Source organism: Maricaulis sp. MIT060901 (genome assembly GCF_047123815.1).
Classification (GTDB): domain Bacteria; phylum Pseudomonadota; class Alphaproteobacteria; order Caulobacterales; family Maricaulaceae; genus Maricaulis.
The window spans coordinates 1384791-1404880 of the sequence record NZ_CP138920.1 but is presented as its reverse complement, the minus strand read 5'-3'; the positions used below and the strand labels follow the sequence as shown (position 1 = coordinate 1404880).

Here is a 20090-nt window from a genome sequence, read left to right as displayed (position 1 = left end):
TGTTACAGGCGTTCAAGTCATGCTTGGTCAAACGTGACGCAAGCCAATCCACCCGCGAATTTATTGGGTAATCATCATGATCAAAGCTTCAATCAGCCATTTGGCGTTTGTTCTCGCTGCCGGCGCAATGCTCGCGGCGTTTACGTATTCAGCATCAGCGGTAGCGACGCCGACTCTCAATAAGCCTGTGGAGCAAGAGACAATTGAGCGCGGGTTGATTGGTATTATTTCGTTTCAGGGCGAAGAGGCGCTACGCCCAAGCCTCGAGGAACGAATGGAAGAGCTCGGGGTTAGGTCTGCGTCGGTCGCGGTTTATTCAGGCGGTGAGCTTCACTGGGCATCCTCGTATGGTGAAGCGGAAAACGCCGACACCTTGTTCCAAGCGGCCTCGCTGGGGAAGGCTGTGGCCGCGGTGGGGATCGTTTCTCTGGCGTTCGAGGTCGGAATGGACCTTGATGCAGATCTGACGCCATCCCTGCCCGTTCTGCAGGATGAGCGGGTCAATCCAAGCGGTGCATCTGTTTCGTTGAGACAACTCCTCTCTCATTCTGCGGGTGTGACAATATCTGGTTTCCCGGGGTACGCCCCGGAAGATCATGTTCCGAGTACGCTGGACATCGTGCTCGGAGAGAATGGCTCCAACACTCCGGGTCTGATGGTTGACCCCGACCGTATTGGACGCCGACTTTATTCGGGCGGGGGGTTTCATCTGGCCCAGCATTGGGCGGAAACTGTCTCCGGCGAGCCTTTTCCCGCACTCATGAAGCGGCTTGTGCTTGATCCGGTGGGCATGGAGCAGAGCACGTTCGATTTGATTAGGCCTGGGGACGCTCGCACCGGTAATCTGGCTCCTGGCTATGGAGAGGAGGGCCTTCCAGAGGACGGTGGATGGCTACTCTACCCTCAGAGTGCAGCGGCAGGACTATGGTCGACACCGACCGAATACGGTCGGTTTATCTCGGCGCTTCTTGCAAGTGTAACGGATAATGAAGACCGAGGAATTCATCCGGACGTCGGTCGCGAGGTTCTTACCCCCGCAATAGACTTCACCGGCCTCGCCGTTGGCTTTCAGATCCGTCAAGCCCAGGTGCGGCTAAGTAATTCCGGGGACAATCGTGGGTATTGGAACCATACAATGTCGTTCCCGGCGCGGGGCGATGTGATCGTTGTGATGACCAACGGACCGGGTGGTTTCATCTTGATGGGCGATATCAATCGTACAACGGCGGAGGTGTACAATTGGCCTGCGATTCCACTCATCACTCGCGAGCGGTTGGCTCTAACATCAGACGAAAGTCAGGAACTTCCCGGAATATATGTCGATACAGAAACAGGGGCCAATGTGTTTGAAATCTCGGTCGATACAGATGGGGGCATTACGCTTTCAACAAGCGAAGCGCCGGATTGCATTTGGTCCTACAACGGAACGTTCGAGCTCGTGAAAACAGGGCCAAATACCTTTATCAACACACGCTTTGCCAATGAGCTAACCATACAGCTCAATTCAGATGGTGAGACCTTAGTTGTCCGCCGGGGTGTGACCTATCGCAGGTCGTTGAACTGAGCCGCGGCGCTCCGCGCTTGCATCTATTGATCTTACCTTCTGACGAAGGGAGTGGGCCATGGCCCGGTTCAGACAGATGCGAAGTCTTCAGAAATTCGTCGCTGCCCACGCCTCCGTCCACAATCATTTCAACCACGACCGAGCCCTAGAACGCCGATCCAGATTCAAAGACCTTCGCCAAGCCGCTCTCACTGAGTGGCGTGAATTGCTCGCGGCCTAAATTCACGCGCTGGTCGCTATCCGAGACTTCTCCGCTTTTGTCTGACAGCACCCACTTGCGAGCGCTCGTCTTTCTGCGAGTCAATTTTCGCGGCAAACACTTGTTCACCCACGACTGACACTCTTAGCTCATAGGCTTTTTCGACATACGCTTGAAAGATGTGCGGCACGAATTTCAACTGCTGTGCCGACTCCACGATGAACTCTCTTTCGACACGCTGAGAATACACCATTCGACCTTCTTGTGCTGAGCCCGAACGGACAGGCTTCGTTAGAATTTTTTCATCGGGGCCTAAGAAACTAGTAACTGCTGCGGCATCATTGCTAACAATCGTTTTGGGAAGCTCAAAGCCAACACCTCTAGCGGCCTGGGCCTGGATCAACTTGTTCTCCGACTGTTCGATAACGCTGCGACTATGAAACTCTTGCTGCGCGGCCAAATGCCCTATGCCGTCGATAACAGCGTTCCAATTTCGGTTAAAAACTTTTCACGATAGCGGTCTTTGAGCACGAAATTCGGCTCACGGCTGAGGTTTGTTTTAACCCGTCGCCACGAGAGTTTTGCGCCCATTGAACGTTCACCACCATCGTGGGGGCAGAAGTCGACCAAGCTCGGTTCCAGCCTATCAACTTGGTGTACCCGGATCCTCGACGGCAGCTTCTCGACTACGGCAGTGATGTGCGGGTCTCGAGTTTGGCCGAAAGTCAATAAGTCTATGTTGTTCAACGTTAAAAATCTCTATTTGGCCAGGAGTTTTACTCGCAGCGATTGTCCGTAGCGAGGTGGGAAATGCGCGACCTTCAGAAACTAAGAGTGCCATCAGGTCGCGCACAGCACTTAGTCAGAAGTCGAATCGCTATCGTCGACCGTTACGCCGCTACCTTCGTTGCTGACCGTAACGAGACCGTCCAGGAAGGTACCAGTTGAGATGTAGTCGCCACCGCTAACCTTGCAGCGACCCCGGTTTCCGCCTAGCGTGGCTTTACTGTGAAGTGAGGTCGCCATGAAAAAGCAGCACCAAGTGCTCGTCCTCCGGTCTGTCCAGCACCATCTCGCGGACTGGTTCGACGAATAGCTCCCAACCCTCCGGGGTGGTCGAGCGGTCACGTTCACATTCAACTAAATTCCAGGAAACCCGATCCTTGTGATCGTGGCTGACCGTCCGTTCCGGCTTGCATCTATCGGTTTGCAATCAGGGGAGGCGAACACGTGTTCGCCGGGAGACTAGTTTATGAAAATCCAAGTTTTGAAGTCGACGACGGCGCTCGTTGCGAGCCTGACGTTTGTCGCAAGTGCGGCGGCCCAGGAAGCTGAATCCACACAGGAATCCATCACCGTAACCGGTACGCGCATCGAGGGGCTCGACCTCGAGGGTGGCGTCCAAGCGGTGCAGATTGATCGCGAGGCGATCGAGGAATCCGGTGCCAATTCGGTCATCGATCTCATGCGTGACCTGACCATTACCGGCGGTGGTTCCGGTACGTTTTCGACCTCGACGGCCGGCCCGCTGTCGTCTGACACGCCGGTCGGTGCGGGTGGTGTTTCCCTGCGTGGTCTCGGTACCAGCGCCACACTGACCCTGATCAATGGCCGTCGCGCCACGATCAGTGCCTTTGCCCGCGGCCAGGAGAGTTTCATCGACGTCAACTCCATCCCGCTGGCAGCGATCGAGCGGGTGGAAGTCCTGCCGAACGGCGCGTCAGCCACCTATGGCGCGGATGCTGTTGCAGGTGTAGTGAACTATGTCCTGCGTGATGATTATGAAGGCCAGGAAATCTCCGTTTCCTACGGTAATTCCAGCGCCGACACCGACGAAGGCCGTTTCAATATCAACGGAATCTGGGGCCGTCAGTATGGCGATCACTCCGTCATGGCTGTCGTCGACTATTACCGCCGCAACGCGCTGTTTGATCGCGATCGCGAGATTTCCCGCAACTCCATTCGTCCGAGCCAGCAGGGCATCTATCCCAGCTTCAACGACCTCTTCTTCATGTTCTACGACCAGACCGAAGAGCCGGGTGAGGGCGGTTGTGCGGCCGATGATTTCGGCTTCGGCAATTTCGGTGAGTTCTGTGAGGTCAATACCAACGCCTTTGTTTCCACCCAGGACGAGCTGGAAAGCTGGGGCGGCCTGTTCACGCACCGCTACCAGATGAGCGATCTTGTCGAGTGGTTCAACGAGCTGACCTATCAGACCTCGACGGCACGCGGTACGGGCTCCCCGTCCAACTTCTCCCGCGCACCGATTGATCCGGAAAACCCGAACTGGCCAACCGCGCTGATCGACGACATGGTCGCCGAGGGCGCTGTGCCGGGATTTGACTGGTATTACGGATATCCGATCTTTGCCTGGGGCAAGCTGCTGGACCCGCGCGCTGTCGAAGTGGAGTCGGAGACCCTGCGCTATGTCACCGGTTTTGACATCGAGCTGGAGAATGGCTGGAACGTCGAAACCTCGCTGCTCTACGGCCGCAATGAGCGGACCCAGCGTGGCCTTAGCGGTCTGGTGAATTCCGAAAATTTCTACAATGCCCTGCTGGGAAATCTGTGTTCCGACGGATCCACGGCGCGGCGCTGGGATGTCGACCTGACCCGCCCGACGGCTGATTACTTCGGCGATACCTGTGAGGACGATGGCCGCACGACGCTCTGGTACAATCCGTTTGGTGGCCAGGCCAACCAGCCGGCCGGTCTGCGCGAACTGCTGGAAACCACGGCCGAGCGCCGCGGTGAGAGCCAGCTCTTCGCCTTTGACGCCATCGGCTCGGGCGAGCTGTTCGAATTCAACGGCAATGCAGTCCAGGCTGCTTTCGGTGTCGAATTCCGCAAGGAAGAACTCGAAGACACCCCGTCCGGTGACGCGGTCGCTACGCTGGACAACCCGGAACCGATCCTCGGTTTCTCCTCGACCTCGGCCACGGGCGAGCGCAGCCAGTGGGCCGTGTTCGGCGAGCTCTACATCCCGGTCACTTCGACCTTTGATGTTCAACTGGCTGGTCGTTACGACGAATACGACGACTTCGGCGGTGACTTTAATCCGAAGATCGCCTTCCGCTGGCAGCCCGCTGACAGCCTGATTTTCCGCGGCAACTGGTCGACCTCCTTCCGCGCACCGTCGCTGGCGCAGAGTGGGGCTGGTGTGCTTCTCTCCAGCTATCGTGTCGACTGTGTCGAGACGCCGGGTGCGTGTGATGGCGATGCGGCCGCTGACGGTGAATCCCTGTTGTCGGAAGATGTCGGCAATCCGAATCTCGGCGCTGAGAATGCCGAGACCTGGGGTGTTGGCACGCTCTTCCGTCCGTCGGAGAACATCGAGATCAACTTGGATTACTGGAATATCCGCCACGAAGACCTGGTGGGTATCGACGAGGATGATTTCATCCGTCGCGCCCTGGCCGGTGATTTCCCGGTTGTTGCTCCGGGTGCCCTGGCCACCGGTGTTGCCGGTCTGGAAATCCAGAACGGTTTCGTGACCGATGCGCACTTCCAGATCACCAATCTGGGCTATCAGCAGACCAGCGGTATCGACTTCAACTACACCCAGTATTTCCAGATGCCGAGCGGCGCCGAACTGGCCCTGTTGTTCGATGTCACACACCTGCTGGAGTATAAGCGTCAGGCCTCTGACAACGCGCCGGTCGAAGCCTTGGCCGGTGATTTCCGCTATCCGGAAACACTCGCCAATCTGCGTCTGCGCTGGACGCAGGACCAGTGGCGTGCGTCCATCGGTGCCAACCACACCAGCTCCTATATGGATGATCCGACCCCGCGTGTTCTGGCGGCCGCCGGTCTGCCGGATGGTGCGGAGGTGAATGTCGACAGCTGGACGGTGTTCGACGCCAATTTCAGCTATGACTATTCCGAGAATGGCTTCATCCAGCTCAACATCCAGAATATCCTGGATTGCGAGCCGCCGCGTGTTCTCGGCTCCAGTGCCAATGTTGACCACATCAATCATGACACGATGGGTCGCTTCATGACGCTGCGCGTGACGCAGTCCTTCTAGGGATGATCGACGGGCGGCGGCCTGGCTGCCGCCCGCTTCGATACGAGGATTGATACATGTCGGATGACAAACAGACATCGCCGGGCGGTGGGCTGAATGCCTATCTCATCCTGTTGATCGTGGGGGTTCTGGCCTATCTCGCGACCTGGCTCGTGCCCTCCGGGGCGTTCGAGACCATAGTCGGGGAGAGCGGTCGAACGCAGATCGTTCCGGGCAGTTTTGCCCTGGCCAATGAGGGGGCTCCCATGGGCGCGCCCCTGTTCGGTGATGCCGAACGTGCCGGATTTCTCTCCTTCATGTTCGAGGGGCTGATTTCCGGCGATCGCCACTCCGCGACGATCGGCCTGATGGCCTTCATCCTGATCATCGGCGGTACGTTCGGGGTCATCCTTGATACCGGTGCGCTGGACCGTGTGCTCACGGGCACGCTGAAGCGCGCTGAAAATGGCAATGGTCTGCTCATTCCGGGCCTGTTCATCGCCTTCTCCCTCGCCGGCGCCGTGTTTGGCATGAGCGAGGAAGCCATCGTCTTTACATTGCTGGTCGCCCCGCCGCTGGTGCGTTCAGGTTATGACAGCATCACAGCCATTCTGGTCACCTATGCGGCGACCCAGATCGGGTTTGCCACCAGCTGGATGAACCCGTTCAGCGTGCTGGTGGCGCAGGGCATCGCTGAGGTGCCGGTCATGTCCGGTCTCATGCTGCGTGTGGTCATGTGGTCGGCTTTCACCAGTATCGGTGCTTTCTGGGTCTATCGATATGCCGTCCGGGTCCGCCGGACACCGGAATCCTCCCTCGCTTTTGCCAATGATGCCCGGCTGCGCGAAGAGGGTGCAGAGCAACAAACCCTGGAGAGCGCCGGCGTGGGCGACCTGGTCGTGCTGGCATTGACGGCGCTGGGCGTCATCTGGGTCGCCTGGGGTGTCTCTACCCAGGGCTATTACCTGGCCGAGATTTCCGCGCAATTCTTTGCCCTCGCCCTTGTGGCAGGCACCGCGGGCGTGCTGTTCAAGCTCAATGGAAAGAGTGCCGGCGATCTCGCCTCCGCCTTTGCCGATGGCGCGGCACGCCTGGCGCCGGCGGCGCTGATCATCGGTTTTGCCAAGGGTGTGATCCTGCTTCTGGGCGGAGATGATCCCTCGGGTGCGAGCGTGTTCAACACCATCCTCTTCCAGCTCAGCGGTTTCGCCGAAGCCCTACCGGACTGGGGATCGGCGCTGGGCATGCTGGGTGTTCAGAGCGTGATCAACATCTTTGTTGTGTCCGGCTCCGGGCAGGCGGCCTTGACCATGCCATTGATGGCACCGCTGGCAGACCTTTCCGGAGTGTCGCGCCAGACGGCGGTACTGGCCTTCCAGCTGGGCGATGGATTGATGAACCTGGTCGTTCCGGCCTCGGCCGCCCTGATGGGCTCGCTGGCGGCGGCGCGACTGGACTGGACGATCTGGGTGCGTTTCGCCTGGAAACCCCTGCTGGGTCTGTATGCCCTCGCAGCGGCTTTTGTGACCCTTGCCCAACTGATCGGATATAGCTGATGTTTAGAACATTGATCCGTGCCGCCTTTGCTGCGGCACTGCTGGGCCTGCCCGCAAGTGCGCAGGCACAGGGGCGCCTGGTGATCGTGGGTGGCGGCCTTCAGGACGATAATGCCCAGGTTTATGGGGCCTTTCTCGAGGCTGTGAACACGCGAGCGGAGGCCCGCATTGCCGTCATTGTCGGCGCGTCGGGTTCCCCCGCCACGTCCGGCGGGCGCATGGCCGAGGTGTTCGCAGCGCACGGATTTGATGCCGACCTGGTCGATCTGGTCCGGCTGGCCGTGATGGATGACCGGGACACACCTGCCGACGAGTCGCGCTGGGACCGGGGAGCCTGGTCCGACGAACAGATCGCGGTCATCGAGGCGGCGGATGCGATCTGGTTCACCGGCGGTGACCAGATGCGCCTGACCCGTCTCCTGCTGCAAGATGACGGCACGGACACGCCCATGCTCACAGCGATCCGTCAGCGTCATGCCCAGGGCGCGACACTGGGGGGAACCAGTGCCGGCGCCGCCATCATGAGCGCCCGCATGATCCAGCGCGGCGACACGCTGACCACGCTGGTGGAGCCGGTCCTGGACGCACACGCCTCCGAGGACGAGATGGAGAGCGGACGCCTGTCGCTGGGACAGGGTCTGGGCTTTTTCCCGCTGGGCCTCGTGGACCAGCATTTCGAAGAACGCGCCAGGCTTGGCCGACTGGCCCGCGCGTTGGTCGAAACCGGTGCTGCCCAGGGGTTTGGTATCGATGAAGACACGGCCCTGGTTGTGGATCCAGCCAGTTCCGCCTTCTGGATTGCCGGTGCCGGTGGTGTCAGCTGGGTGGATGCATCGGATGCCCACTCGGGCGAGACATCCGGACGGTTCGGTGTTGAAGGCCTGCGGGTGTCCTATCTGAGTGCGGGTGACCGGGTGGACTGGGATGCAGGTCGGGTATCCATCCCGGACTACAAATCAGCCACCGTGGGCAATGAGTATTTCCGGACACCTGTCGCGTCAGGCGGAGGCATGGCCTTGCCACCGGCCGGTCTTCCGGAAGTGGCAGGCGAGGGCCTGGTCGACAATTCCGCTTCCAGCGCGGTGGAGCGGGTGTCCTTTGCGGCAGATGGCCGGGCGGTGATCTATCGTTTCAGCCAGACCGCCGACAGCCAGGGTTATTGGGGCCGCGACAGCGAAGGGGAGGCGCGATACAGCATTCTTCGTGTCGGTCTCGATATTCTTCCTGCCCATGTGTCAGTATCCGTGATCTCCAGTGAGCAGGGCCAGGCGAATGACTGAGAACAACACATATGCATTCGCGCTGCATGGCGGAGCGGGCGTAACTCCGGGGCGGGATTACTCCGATGCCGAGGCGCATATGCGCGAACTGGCCCTGGGTTGTGAGCGTGACCTTCGGGCCGGTGCTGCGGCGCTGGATATTGTGACCCGGGCGGTCGAAGAGATGGAGACGTGCGGTCTCTATGTGGCCGGGCGCGGATCTGCTCCCAATGATGTCGGTTATGTCGAGCTGGATGCCTCGATCATGGACGGGGCAACCCGGCAAGGTGGATCGATCGCCGCAGCGCGTGATGTCATGCTGCCCATCCGCGCAGCCCGGGCCGTCATGGAAAAATCCGAACATGTCATGCTGACAGCTCGCGGTGCAGAACGTTTCTGTCGCCAGCACGGGCTGGAATTTGTCGCCGATCCGGACAGCTATTACCGGCTGCCGGTCGGTGTGGTCGAGGAAGACCTGGCCACAGCCAATCGGGCCCACGGCACGGTTGGCGCGGTGGCCCTTGACCTGCAGGGCCGGCTGGCAGCGGCGACATCGACCGGCGGTATCTTCGGCAAGTCCGAGGGGCGCCTCGGCGATACACCCATTATCGGTGCCGGTACCTGGGCGGACGAGAATGTCGCCGTGTCCTGTACCGGGTTAGGTGAGGCTTTCATCCTGGCCGGAGGTGCCCAGGATGTGGCGTCGCGCGTGCGCTATGGATCCCAGCCGCTGGACGAGGCGGTCGAGGGTCTGATCGCGGATGTCGGTGCTCGCGACGGGGATGGCGGGGTTATTGCCGTGGACCGGGAGGGTCGTGTTTCCATGCGCTGGAACTCATTTGGTATGAAGCGCGCTTGGGGCGGGGCGGGGCACATTCCGACAGTAGCTGTTTTTTGAGGGGCTCGCCGGGCGTTGTCAGAGGAACTTGGCCTTGAGCGCAAGGTAGCGGTTTCGTAGCCTCCGCGGATGCATGATCCGTTCAAATATTTCAAGACGTCGCCCGAGATCATCCGCCTTGCGGTGATGATGTATGTCCGCTTTCCACTCTCGCTACGGAACGTCGAAGATTTGCTCCACGAACGCGGCATCGATATCACCCACGAGACGGTTCGCTTTTGGTGGAACCGGTTCGGACCGCTGTTCGCAAAGTCGATCCGCAAGCGTCGCGTTCGGGAGGGGTACTACTCGAATTGGGCTTGGCACCTCGACGAGGTTTTCGTCCGGATCAACGGCGAGCTTCACTATCTCTGGCGAGCTGTTGATCACGAGGGCGAAGTGCTTGAGGCGTTCGTCACCAAACGCCTGGATCGCAAGGCGGCGCTACGATTTTTACGAAAAGCGATGAAGCGATATGGTCAACCTGAACAGGTGATCACGGATAAGCTGCCATCCTACAAATCCGCTTTCCGCGAGATTGCAAACGCCAGCCGCCAGTAGACGGGGAGGTGGCTCAACAACAGGGCTGAAAACTCACATCAGCCCTTGCGGCGACGAGAGAAAATCATGACGCGGTTTCGGTCGATGCGAAGTCTTCAAAAGTTCGCCGCCGTCCAGTCTTTCATCCACAACCACTTCAATCTCGAACGCCATTTCTACCGCCGTGAAGAATTCAAGGAAAACCGTACTCAAGCCCTGGCCGAATGGCGTCAACTTGTGGCTTAAGATAGATTCAAACCCGATCTTTCGAGACCGATCCGTTTTCGTCTGACACCACCCCGCAACCCGCAATGATCAGAAATCACTCAAATCAAACCTTGCAGAACAGGGGCCGTCCACACATGACATCGCCGCTACTCAGACTTGGGTTTTCAGTCTCCGTCCCGACAACCATGATCCTCGCGCCACAAACTGGCGCGTTCGGTCAAAACTCTGTCGCGCGTTGGCAAGAGGGCTGCGCGGCTAATCCCTAAACATGAGCTTGCAACCCGCACACAGGAGCAAGTCCATGACCACCACAAGCAATACCACGCTCGTCCTTGGCGGCACCGGCAAGACCGGTCGCCGTGTTGTTGAAGGTCTCAAAGCCAAAGGCCACGCGGTTCGCGTGGGTTCTCGGTCGAACGTGCCGTCCTTTGATTGGGACAATGAAAAAAGCTGGGACGCCTGCCTGGAAGGAATCACCGCGGCCTATGTCACCTATGCTCCGGACCTCGCCATCCCCGGTGCCACCGATGCGATCGAAGCGTTTTGTCGCAAGGCCAAGGCGGCGGCGGTCAAGCGTCTGGTTCTTTTGTCCGGCCGCGGTGAAGAAGAGGCGCAGGCCTGTGAACGGATCGTCCAGGCTTCGGGCCTGGAATGGACGATCGTGCGAGCCAGCTGGTTTAACCAGAACTTCTCCGAAGGCGCTTTCATCAACATGGTACTGAACGGCGCGATCACGCTTCCCGCAGGCGACACGCCCGAGCCGTTCGTCGATGTCGATGACATTGCGGAGATTGCCGTCGCCGCCTTCACCGAGGACCGTCATGTCGGCGAGATCTACGAGGTCACCGGTCCCCGCTTGATGAGTTTTGCGGATATCGCGTCGGATCTGTCGGACGCAACGGGTCGTGAGATCGCCTATATCGATATCCCTCACGCCGATTTCGTCGACGAAATCTCCAAATCCGGCGCCCCGAAAGACGTCGCCTGGATGTTGGATTATCTTTTCGCCACAGTGCTTGACGGGCGCAATGCGCATCTGACCGACGGCGTACGACGTGCGCTCGGACGTCCGCCGAAGGATTTCGCCGATTATGCCCGCGACGTTGTTGCGAAGGGCGTCTGGAACGAGGTGGCCTGATCTGACGGCTACTGCACCGGCCGTCGCGATCGGTCCTGTCTCCAAAATAGCGGCGGCCACCCTCTCTCTCTGATCAAAGGAACACGACCATGACTTATGACTGGATCCTCTTCGCCATCCTCTTCCTGGCACTGTGGAGCGCCATCATTGCAGGCGTCTTCTCCGCCTTTTCCGAATTCATTATGTCGGGGCTTTTGCGCTCGGAGCCCGCCGCGGGCATCGAAGCCATGCAGCAAATCAACCGCACCGTTATCAAGACGCAGTTCGTTGCCGGGATACTGTTGATCCCATTTATTTCCGTCGCGCTCGCGATCTACGCTCTGCCAGCATTCCACGGCACTGCACGGGCCATGCTGATCGCCGCGCCGATCGTGTACGTCACCACCGTTTTCTTGATGACGCTGTTCGGGAATGTCCCGATGAACAATAAGCTCGCTTCCCTCGATCCGCATGACGCCGATGCCGAAACCTACTGGCGCGATTACGGACGCAAATGGACACGACTAAACCACCTCCGGTCGGTGGGGAGCATTGTCACCGCAGGCCTTTACGGCGCCGCCGCTATCGCCCTCGTTGCCAGCGGACAAGTCTGATCCCTTGGCCATCTCCCCGCCTTCCCCCAACAACCGACAGGTCCGATTCCGGCATACAATGCCGATCGGGCCTCGTCGCTTATGCGAGGGACGAATTCGCAAAACGATGCGCTGGGGCTATGTTACCCACATGGGGCAAATCACGTCGCTATATGTCTACAGAGTCGTCAGCGAGGCTAGTCCGGGGGTAGAAACGCGCGACCTCGTTGAAGGCCTGGGGTTGAATCCCGACGGGCCGATCGATCCGTCCCAGATGGTCTCTTCGCCGGACTATTATCGTTTCTTTGCCGACCTCGAGGCGCGCGATCCCGACGGTTTGAATCTGCCCCTTCGTATCGGGGCCTCCATGCAAGCCGACGAATACGGAGCCTTCGGTTTGGCCTGGAAGTCTGCGCCCGACCTCCGTGGGTCTTACAATCGCGCAGAGCGCTATGCCCGGGTTTTGTCGAGCGTTGAGGTCTACGAGCTGGAGCCAACCGACGGCGGGGCATACTACAAACTCCTCAAAGAAGGTGATGGCAGCCGAGGTATGCAGCTTTCCAACGAGGCCAGTCTGTCTGCGGTCACAGAGATCAGCGATCAGATCAGTACAGCCGAGTTCACACCTGACGCGATTTTCTTCAAGCATGCGCCGCGCGGTCCGGTTGAGGCCTATGAGGCGCATTTCGGCTGCCCCGTGCATTTTGAAGACGAGCGCGATGCGCTGCTGGTCAGCGAAGCGCTGCTCTCTGCGCCCAACAAGCTCGGTGATGCGACGATCGCCCAATTCTTCGACCGGCACTTGGAGCAGGAACTCGCGGCCATTGCTGACAGCGTCTCACTCGATCAGCGAGTCCGCATCGCCGTGGCCAAGGCGCTGAGCGAAGGTGTCCCGCCTGTCTCCGATATCGCCTCCAGCCTGGGGATGAGCGCCCGCACGCTCCAGCGCCGGCTGTCGGATCAGGGGTATTCCTTCCAGGTCGTGGTGGACTTGGCGCGGAAGGATCTGGCGCAGAAGCTCTTGACGGAAACAGACTACAGCTTGGCTGAAATCGCCTTCCTGACCGGCTTTTCCGAGCAAAGCGGCTTCACCCGCGCCTTCAAACGCTGGGCGGGGCAGACGCCGCGCTCCTATCGGCTCGGATAGGTTTTGCCTGAAGATTGGCGCCTGGCGTCAAAGTGGCAGTGTCAGAGGAACTTCGGCTTGAGAGTGGAGCGCCAGTTTCCTAGCGTCGCGCGATGCGTAATCCGTTCAAATATTTCAAGACTTCGCCCGAGATCATTCGCTTGGCCGTGATGATGTATGTCCGTTTTCCGCTGTCGCTCCGGAACGTCGAGGATCTGCTCCACGAGCGCGGCATCGATATTACGCATGAAACAGTGAGATTTTGGTGGAACCGGTTCGGTCCACTCTTCGCGAAGTCGATCCGGAAGCAGCGCGTCCAGAACACGAACTACTCAAACTGGACCTGGCATCTCGACGAGGTTTTCGTGAAGATAAACGGTGAGCTTCACTACCTGTGGCGCGCTGTAGATCACGAAGGTGAAGTGCGCGAAGCGTATGTCACCAAACGACGAAATCGCAAGGCAGCGCTGAAGTTTCTGCGCAAAGCGATGAGGCGTTACGGTCGACCCGAGATGATCGTCATCGATAAACTTCCGTCCTACAAGTCCGCGTTTCGCGAGCTTGGTGTGAGCCATCGGCAGGAGACCGGGAGGTGGCTCAACAACAGGGCCGAAAACTCACATCAACCCTTGCGGCGGCGAGAAAAAACAATGACGCGGTTCAGGTCGATGCGAAGTCTTCAAAAGTTCGCCGCCGTCCAATCCTCTGTTCTCAACCACTTCAATCTCGAACGCCATTTCTACCGCCGCGAAGATTTCAAGGAAAACCGTACTCAAGCCCTGGCCGCATGGCGTCAACTCGCGGCCTGAGTTAGGTTCGATCCCGGTCTTTCGAGACCGATCCGTTTTCGTCTGACAGCACCGCCACTATTCCCAAAACCGCAAATCCCCTCACGGGTTACGATTTTGGCGTTTGGCCGCCAGGCCAAAACGTTCCTATTATCTGTTCCTATTCCTCCCACAGGAGGCGGTCCAATGAGCGGCCGCCGGGTTCAACACCTCGTTGGGCAGTGTCAGAGGAACTTGGACTTGAGCGTGCGGCGCCAGTTTCCTAGCGTCGCGCGATGCGTAACCCGTTCAAATATTTCAAGACTTCGCCCGAGATCATCCGCTTGGCCGTGATGATGTATGTCCGTTTTCCGCTGTCGCTCCGGAACGTCGAGGATCTGCTCCACGAACGCGGCATCGATATCACTCATGAAACAGTGAGATTTTGGTGGAACCGCTTCGGTCCACTCTTCGCGACGTCGATCCGAAGACGCCGCGTCCAGAACACGAACCACTCGAATTGGACCTGGCATCTCGACGAGGTTTTCGTCCGCATAAACGGCGAACTCCACTATCTCTGGCGGGCCGTTGATCATGAGGGTGAAGTGCTTGAGGCGTTTGTCACCAAACGCCGTGATCGCAAGGCAGTGCTGAAGTTTCTGCGCAAGGCGATGAAGCGATATGGGCCGCCTGACCGGGTCGTGACCGATAAGCTTCCGTCCTACAGAGCGGCGCTTCGTGAGCTCGGAATTGCCTGCCGGCAGGAAACCGGGAGGTGGCTCAACAACAGGGCAGAAAACTCACACCAGCCATTGCGGCGACGAGAGAAAATCATGAACCGGTTCAGGTCGACGCGAAGTCTTCAAAAGTTCGCCGCCATCCAGTCCTCCATTCACAACCACTTCAACCTCGAACGCCATTTCCACCGCCGTGAAGAATTCAAGGAAAGCCGTACTCAAGCCCTGCTCGAATGGCGTCAACTCGCGGCCTGAGTTAGGCTCGATCACGGTCTTTCGAGACCGATCCGTTTTCGTCTGACAGTACCCGCCGCCGTATCGGGTGATGGTGCGATGGGCAGTGCCTCGATTATCGGCGGTTATTGTCCCCGGAGCTCAAACGGCTCCAAACCGGATAGGCGCAACACGTCAGAGGGTTTCCCAACTTCGCGCGGAGCAGCGGTTTTCGCCTTCTCCGCAATGGCGCGGATATGGTCTGGCGTTGTGCCGCAACATCCGCCGAGAATGTTCACATAGCCCTGGTGCGCCCACTCGCCGAGAAACGCCGCTGTTTCTTCAGGTCGTTCATCATACTCGCCAAACGCATTGGGCAAGCCGGCATTGGGGTAGGCTAGAACCTTGCACTCCGCGACCCGGTGCATTTCCTGTACGTAGGGGCGAAGCTCTGCTGCGCCCATCGCGCAATTCAGGCCGATTGCCCAAGGCTTGGCGTGGCGAAGCGAATTGTAGAACGCTTCCGTTGTCTGGCCCGACAGGGTTCGGCCGGACGCGTCGGAGATCGTGCCGGATAGCATGATCGGAATTTCAGCAGTCGCGCCGGTGCTGCGCAAATCCATGATTGCCTTGATCGCGGCTTTTGCGTTCAGCGTGTCAAAGATCGTTTCAACAAGGAAGAAGTCGACATAGGGCGCCATCGCCGCGACCTGCTCGGCATAGGCGTCGCGCACTTCGTCGAAGGTGACCGCGCGATATCCAGGATCTTCGACTTTGGGAGAGAGCGACAACGTTCGGTTGGTCGGACCGATCGCTCCACACACGGCCTTGGGGTCACCGGTTACAGACTCAACGGCCTCGGCAGCTGCACGAGCGATCCGCGCGCCTTCTTCTGCGATCTCGGTGGCCAAGCCCTCCATTTCATAATCCGCCTGCGCGATCGCGGTCGCGCAGAAGGTGTTCGTCTCCACAATATCCGAGCCAGACTCAAAGTAGGCGGTATGGATGCCTTTGATGATGTTTGGCTGTGTGAGGTTGAGGAGGTCGTTATTGCCAGCCACGGGAGACTGCCAGTCGGCGAAGCGCTCGCCGCGATAATCTGCCTCCGTCAGCTTATGCTTCTGGATTTCAGTGCCCATCGCGCCGTCGAGCATAAGGATGCCGGACTTTGCGCGCTCTTCCAGTGCCGCAAGGCGCTCTGCACGTTTTACGATGTCATCCATTCTCATCATCGATCAAAGCTGCGTCGGGTTGGGGGCATCGCCGTACACGGCTTTTGGATCAAACGTCTTCTCTGTTTCTGTGAACTCGAGCCGGCCCGGTTCCCCGGGTGGCGCACCGATTTCGATTTTTCTGTAGAAGCAGGACCGAAATCCGACATGGCAACTCGCGCCGGGCCCAGCAACGCGCACGCTTAGCCAGACCGCGTCCTGATCGTCATCGATACGCATCTCGACGATCTGCTGCGTCAAGCCGCTGGTCGCGCCCTTGTGCCAGAGTTGCTGCCGGCTTCGACTCCAGTAATGGGCCTCTCCGGTTGCGATCGTGCGTTCCAGCGCCTCGCTATTCATGTAGCCCAGCATGAGCACTTCGCCGGTGTCAGCCTGGGTCGTGATGCAAGGGATCAGCCCTTCCGCGTCGAACTTCGGCGCCAGATCAGAGCCTTCCTCAACCTGCTCAACGGATACGCGCTCGGCAAACCGGCTGGAGGGGGCCGAGTTGGTGGGGTCAACGCTCATGGCGATCGCTCCTGGATCCAAGTGGAATTGCGGGAAACTTGCGGTCGCGCCCAGCTATGCCTACTTGAGCGCTTGCGGTGTTATATTATAACGCTGCGCACGTGAAACAAGCTGACGGGTGCTCATGGTCTTGCGGGCGAGCCAAACCTGGAGCGCCGCGTACGGATCGATAATGACGCTACACCTCACCAACACCCTGACCAGGACGAAAGAGCCGTTCGAGCCGACGCGCCCCGATCTTGTGACCATGTATGTCTGCGGGCCGACCGTTTACAACTATGCCCATATCGGCAATGCCCGCCCGGCCGTGGTGTTCGACGTTCTTTATCGCCTTTTGAGGCGGCGCTACGAGCGGGTCATCTATGCTCGGAATTTCACCGATGTGGACGACAAGATCAACGCTGCCGCCAAGGCGGCTGGTCAGCCGATCTCCAACATCACCGAGCGTTTCATCGACGCCTACCATGAAGACATGGCCGCTCTTGGGGTGTTGACGCCGGATCTCGAACCACGCGTGACAGACCATATTCCCGACATCATCGACATGATCGAGGCGTTGATCGCGCGCGGTAATGCCTATGCCGCCGACGGACATGTCTTGTTTCACGTGCCTTCATTTTCGGAGTACGGCGCTCTGTCGGGCCGCGATCGCGACGAGATGATCGCCGGCGCGCGGGTTGAGGTCGCGCCCTACAAGCGCGACCCGGCGGACTTTGTCTTGTGGAAGCCCTCGACGCCGGATCTTCCGGGCTGGGAAAGCCCATGGGGCCGCGGGCGGCCCGGCTGGCATATCGAATGCTCGGCCATGATCGAAGACGGCCTTGGTCGGACGATTGATATTCATGGCGGCGGCCAGGATCTGATTTTTCCGCACCATGAAAACGAGATCGCCCAAGGCACCTGTGCCCATGATGGCGAGCTGTATTGCCACCATTGGGTTCACAACGGCTTCGTAACCGTTGAAGGCCGGAAGATGTCGAAATCGCTCGGCAACGTCCTTCTGGTTCGTGACCTTCTCGCGGACGCGCCGGGCGAAGCCATCCGCTTCGCACTGTTGGGCGCTCACTATCGCCAGCCGCTTGACTGGAGCGCAGACGGACTTGCCCAGGCCAAACGCGGTCTAGATCGGCTCTACGCAACGCTTCGTGATCTCGACGACGCCCCAGACACCACATGCCCCGCCGGCTTGCTGGATGCCTTCGAAGGTGCGCTTGAGGATGATCTGAACTTCCCGGGCGCCATCGCTGAACTCTATCAGCTGGCAAAGGCGGCCCGCCGCGCAACGAGCACGGTAGATCGCGCCGCATACAAGGCGGCTTTGCGTGAGGCCGGCGGTCTGCTGGGCTTGTTGCAAGCCGATCCCGCGGTCTGGCTCGAACAGCCCTCGGGCGAAGACGGCGAGGCCGAAGAAATCCAACGCTTGGTCGACGCGCGCCAGGCGGCGCGGCTGGCAAACGACTATGCCGCCGCAGACCGAGCCCGCGACGAACTCGCCGCGCTTGGCGTCACGGTCGAAGACCGCGCTGACGGTCCGATCTGGCGCAGAACGGCGTTGTCAGAGGAAAAACGGTTTGAGCGGATTGGCGTGAAACCGTAGCGTCGCCCGATGCGTAATCCGTTCCGATACTTCAAGACCTCGCCAGGGCTCTGTCAGAAGAAAAACGGTTTGAGCGGGTTCGCCTGATTTCGTTGCGTTTTTAGATGCGTAATCCGTTCCGATATTTCAAGACCTCGCCCGAGGTGATCCGCCTCGCGGTGATGATGTACATTCGCTTTCCGCTGTCGCTGCGGAACGTGGAAGATCTGCTCCACGAACGCGCCATCGACATCACCCATGAAACTGTGCGGTTTTGGTGGAATCGGTTTGGTCCCATGTTCGCGTCCGAGATCCGCAGAAGGCGGGCTCAACGGATGCGGGCCTGGCCGCAATGGCAGTGGCACCTCGACGAGGTGTTCGTGAAGATCAACGGCCGCACCCACTACCTCTGGCGCGCCGTCGATCACGAGGGCGAGGTGCTTGAGGCATATGTGACCAGAACCCGGGATCGCAAGGCAGCGCTGAGGTTTTTGCGCAAGGCGATGAAGCGGTATGGCAATCCAAAGATCGTGGTCACGGATCGTTTGAAGTCATATCGAGCGGCAATGAAAGAGATCGGGAATTCGAACCGCCAAGAGACCGGGAGGTGGCTCAATAATCGGGCCGAAAACTCACATCTCCCGTTCCGGCGAAGAGAGAAGATCATGGTGCGGTTCAGGTCGATGCGAAGTCTGCAGAAGTTCGCCGCCGTCCAATCTTCCGTCTACAATCACTTTAACCTCGAACGCCACTTTTATCGCCGCGAAGATTTCAAGGAAAACCGATCCGCCGCCCTGGCCGAATGGCGCCAACTCGCAGCCTGACCTAGGCTCAACCCTGGTCTTTCGAGACCGATCCGGTTTCGTCTGACAGCACCATGGGAGGTGTTGATCAGCATACGCGCGACGGATTTCCGCTGCTCACCCGTTCAACCCCCGTACCCAGGGGGGAAACATGGTTCAGAATATTGGTGTGTTTGCGTGTCTTGCCGCACTTCTTGCGCTTGTTCCCATGGCGCAGAGCGATGCGGGAACGCTGTATGATGATCACGGACCGCATACGGTAGAGACCGTGCTTGAGACGTGGACGGATACCGCGCGCGAGCGGGAGGTTCCGGTCAAACTCTACCTGCCCGATGGCGAGGGCCCCTTCCCCGTCGTGATCTTTTCACACGGTCTGGCCGGCTCACGCGAGGCAGCGCCCTATCTTGGCGAGCACTGGGCCAGTCACGGATTTCTGGGCGTCTTCGTCCAGCACCCCGGCACGGACCGGTCCCTGTTGGAGGGCATGACCAGCCGCGAAGAGGCCATCTCCGCCCTGCGCGGCCGCCGTGATCCGGCGAGTGCACGCGCGCGTTTCGAGGATATTCCCTTCATCATCGACGAGCTGGAACGCCGCGCTGCCGCGGGCGAGCTGGCAGTGGATACCAACCGGCTGGGTCTGTCCGGCCATTCCTACGGCGCTGCAACAACGATCGCCCTGCTCGGCCGCAGTTTCGGCCCGCGTGGCCAGTTTGGTGACGACCGGATTGATGCCGGTATCGCCCTCAGTCCGACAGCGCCGCCTGCCCGGCTGCCGGCGCGCGCGCATCCGCGGCTCTACGCCAACATGTCGACGCCGATGCTGCACATGACCGGAACGGAAGACCGCGCTGCCGTGCAGCCTGATATCGACCCGGCCGACCGCACCATCCCCTTTCAGCTGATCCCGGATGGCGAGCAATATCTGGTCGTCTTCCAGGACGGAGATCACAGCGTGTTCGGGGGGCGTCGCCGGGCGCCCGGCGGCGGTGCGGTGCCGGATTGGTATCCGGACGTGCAGGCGGTGACTGCCGAGATCACAACCGTGTTCTGGCAAGCCCATCTCAATGGCGATACCGATGCGCTGGCCTGGCTGGCCGGCACCGGGCTTGATGCCAGTGTGCGAGAGCATGACCGTGTCGAGCGCCGCAATCTGGACTGATGCGCGCACTGCTGCGCGGTTCAGGGGGCAG

16 protein-coding genes and 1 pseudogene are annotated in these 20090 nt (G+C 59.5%); 14 read left to right on the top strand and 3 right to left on the bottom strand.

Annotated features, from left to right (window positions below):
- The first annotated feature begins 76 nt into the window (after positions 1 to 76).
- The gene (locus tag SIC17_RS06900; RefSeq protein ID WP_412546791.1) at positions 77 to 1564 is read left to right on the top strand and encodes a serine hydrolase domain-containing protein; all 1488 of its coding nucleotides are present in this window, start codon (positions 77 to 79) and stop codon (positions 1562 to 1564) included.
- 236 nt (positions 1565 to 1800) lie between these two features.
- Here the strand turns inward: SIC17_RS06900 and SIC17_RS06895 are convergent, their stop codons facing one another.
- Positions 1801 to 2166, bottom strand: a complete 366-nt coding sequence (locus SIC17_RS06895; protein ID WP_412546790.1) for a hypothetical protein — start codon at positions 2164 to 2166, stop codon at positions 1801 to 1803.
- 849 nt (positions 2167 to 3015) lie between these two features.
- Between SIC17_RS06895 and SIC17_RS06890 the strand changes: the two genes are divergently transcribed.
- From SIC17_RS06890 to SIC17_RS06845, 10 genes and pseudogenes are all read left to right on the top strand, one after another.
- Positions 3016 to 5790 (top strand): TonB-dependent receptor plug domain-containing protein, encoded by a 2775-nt coding sequence (locus tag SIC17_RS06890; RefSeq protein ID WP_291896855.1) that lies wholly within the window; start codon positions 3016 to 3018, stop codon positions 5788 to 5790.
- Between the two features lie 56 nt (positions 5791 to 5846).
- Positions 5847 to 7325, top strand: coding sequence for a putative basic amino acid antiporter YfcC (gene yfcC / locus SIC17_RS06885; protein WP_412546789.1), 1479 nt, complete (start codon positions 5847 to 5849; stop codon positions 7323 to 7325).
- Positions 7325 to 8605, top strand: a complete 1281-nt coding sequence (locus tag SIC17_RS06880; RefSeq protein WP_412546788.1) for a cyanophycinase — start codon at positions 7325 to 7327, stop codon at positions 8603 to 8605. Before yfcC ends, SIC17_RS06880 begins: the two co-directional genes overlap by 1 nt.
- Positions 8598 to 9482, top strand: a complete 885-nt coding sequence (locus SIC17_RS06875) for an isoaspartyl peptidase/L-asparaginase family protein (protein ID WP_291896860.1) — start codon at positions 8598 to 8600, stop codon at positions 9480 to 9482. Before SIC17_RS06880 ends, SIC17_RS06875 begins: the two co-directional genes overlap by 8 nt.
- Positions 9483 to 9551: 69 nt before the next feature.
- Positions 9552 to 10247, top strand: a pseudogene (locus SIC17_RS06870) (IS6 family transposase).
- A gap of 283 nt (positions 10248 to 10530) precedes the next feature.
- A complete protein-coding gene (locus SIC17_RS06865) occupies positions 10531 to 11367 on the top strand; it encodes an NAD(P)H-binding protein (RefSeq protein ID WP_291896865.1) in 837 nt (278 codons plus the stop codon).
- A gap of 89 nt (positions 11368 to 11456) precedes the next feature.
- Entirely contained in the window at positions 11457 to 11960 is a 504-nt protein-coding gene (locus SIC17_RS06860; protein ID WP_291896868.1) for a DUF1772 domain-containing protein, read from the top strand.
- Between the two features lie 106 nt (positions 11961 to 12066).
- On the top strand, positions 12067 to 13086 hold the full coding sequence (locus SIC17_RS06855; protein WP_412546787.1) for an AraC family transcriptional regulator ligand-binding domain-containing protein: 1020 nt from the start codon (positions 12067 to 12069) through the stop codon (positions 13084 to 13086).
- A gap of 92 nt (positions 13087 to 13178) precedes the next feature.
- Positions 13179 to 13874: an IS6 family transposase gene (locus SIC17_RS06850; protein ID WP_412546786.1), complete on the top strand. Its 696-nt coding sequence runs from the start codon at positions 13179 to 13181 to the stop codon at positions 13872 to 13874.
- A gap of 254 nt (positions 13875 to 14128) precedes the next feature.
- Positions 14129 to 14824, top strand: coding sequence for an IS6 family transposase (locus SIC17_RS06845; RefSeq protein ID WP_412546785.1), 696 nt, complete (start codon positions 14129 to 14131; stop codon positions 14822 to 14824).
- A 104-nt stretch (positions 14825 to 14928) separates the two neighbouring features.
- Here SIC17_RS06845 and SIC17_RS06840 read toward each other — a convergent pair whose 3' ends face one another.
- Together SIC17_RS06840 and hisI are read right to left on the bottom strand one after the other, a co-directional pair.
- Positions 14929 to 16005 carry a homocysteine S-methyltransferase family protein gene (locus tag SIC17_RS06840; RefSeq protein WP_412546784.1) on the bottom strand — a complete coding sequence of 359 codons (1077 nt, stop codon included), beginning with the start codon at positions 16003 to 16005 and terminating at the stop codon, positions 14929 to 14931.
- Between the two features lie 12 nt (positions 16006 to 16017).
- Positions 16018 to 16521, bottom strand: a complete 504-nt coding sequence (hisI, locus tag SIC17_RS06835; RefSeq protein WP_412546783.1) for a phosphoribosyl-AMP cyclohydrolase — start codon at positions 16519 to 16521, stop codon at positions 16018 to 16020.
- A 172-nt stretch (positions 16522 to 16693) separates the two neighbouring features.
- On the opposite strand from hisI, the gene cysS reads away from it, so the two are divergent.
- The 3 genes from cysS (at position 16694) to SIC17_RS06820 (ending at position 20059) form a co-directional block, all read left to right on the top strand.
- Complete coding sequence (cysS, locus tag SIC17_RS06830; RefSeq protein ID WP_412546782.1) at positions 16694 to 18118, top strand: cysteine--tRNA ligase; 1425 nt, start codon at positions 16694 to 16696, stop codon at positions 18116 to 18118.
- A gap of 104 nt (positions 18119 to 18222) precedes the next feature.
- Positions 18223 to 18921 carry an IS6 family transposase gene (locus SIC17_RS06825; protein ID WP_412546781.1) on the top strand — a complete coding sequence of 233 codons (699 nt, stop codon included), beginning with the start codon at positions 18223 to 18225 and terminating at the stop codon, positions 18919 to 18921.
- A gap of 130 nt (positions 18922 to 19051) precedes the next feature.
- A complete protein-coding gene (locus SIC17_RS06820) occupies positions 19052 to 20059 on the top strand; it encodes an alpha/beta hydrolase family protein (RefSeq protein ID WP_291896717.1) in 1008 nt (335 codons plus the stop codon).
- The last annotated feature ends 31 nt before the right edge of the window (positions 20060 to 20090 follow it).

Coding starts and splice junctions, on each gene's coding strand:
- SIC17_RS06865 (WP_291896865.1), top strand. CDS start 10,531: ATGACCACCACAAGCAATACCACGCTCGTCCTTGGCGGCACCGGCAAG.
- SIC17_RS06845 (WP_412546785.1), top strand. CDS start 14,129: ATGCGTAACCCGTTCAAATATTTCAAGACTTCGCCCGAGATCATCCGC.
- SIC17_RS06820 (WP_291896717.1), top strand. CDS start 19,052: ATGGTTCAGAATATTGGTGTGTTTGCGTGTCTTGCCGCACTTCTTGCG.
- SIC17_RS06875 (WP_291896860.1), top strand. CDS start 8,598: ATGACTGAGAACAACACATATGCATTCGCGCTGCATGGCGGAGCGGGC.
- SIC17_RS06825 (WP_412546781.1), top strand. CDS start 18,223: ATGCGTAATCCGTTCCGATATTTCAAGACCTCGCCCGAGGTGATCCGC.
- yfcC (WP_412546789.1), top strand. CDS start 5,847: ATGTCGGATGACAAACAGACATCGCCGGGCGGTGGGCTGAATGCCTAT.
- SIC17_RS06855 (WP_412546787.1), top strand. CDS start 12,067: ATGCGCTGGGGCTATGTTACCCACATGGGGCAAATCACGTCGCTATAT.
- SIC17_RS06860 (WP_291896868.1), top strand. CDS start 11,457: ATGACTTATGACTGGATCCTCTTCGCCATCCTCTTCCTGGCACTGTGG.
- SIC17_RS06840 (WP_412546784.1), bottom strand. CDS start 16,005: ATGGATGACATCGTAAAACGTGCAGAGCGCCTTGCGGCACTGGAAGAG.
- SIC17_RS06900 (WP_412546791.1), top strand. CDS start 77: ATGATCAAAGCTTCAATCAGCCATTTGGCGTTTGTTCTCGCTGCCGGC.
- hisI (WP_412546783.1), bottom strand. CDS start 16,521: ATGAGCGTTGACCCCACCAACTCGGCCCCCTCCAGCCGGTTTGCCGAG.
- SIC17_RS06850 (WP_412546786.1), top strand. CDS start 13,179: ATGCGTAATCCGTTCAAATATTTCAAGACTTCGCCCGAGATCATTCGC.
- cysS (WP_412546782.1), top strand. CDS start 16,694: ATGACGCTACACCTCACCAACACCCTGACCAGGACGAAAGAGCCGTTC.
- SIC17_RS06880 (WP_412546788.1), top strand. CDS start 7,325: ATGTTTAGAACATTGATCCGTGCCGCCTTTGCTGCGGCACTGCTGGGC.
- SIC17_RS06890 (WP_291896855.1), top strand. CDS start 3,016: ATGAAAATCCAAGTTTTGAAGTCGACGACGGCGCTCGTTGCGAGCCTG.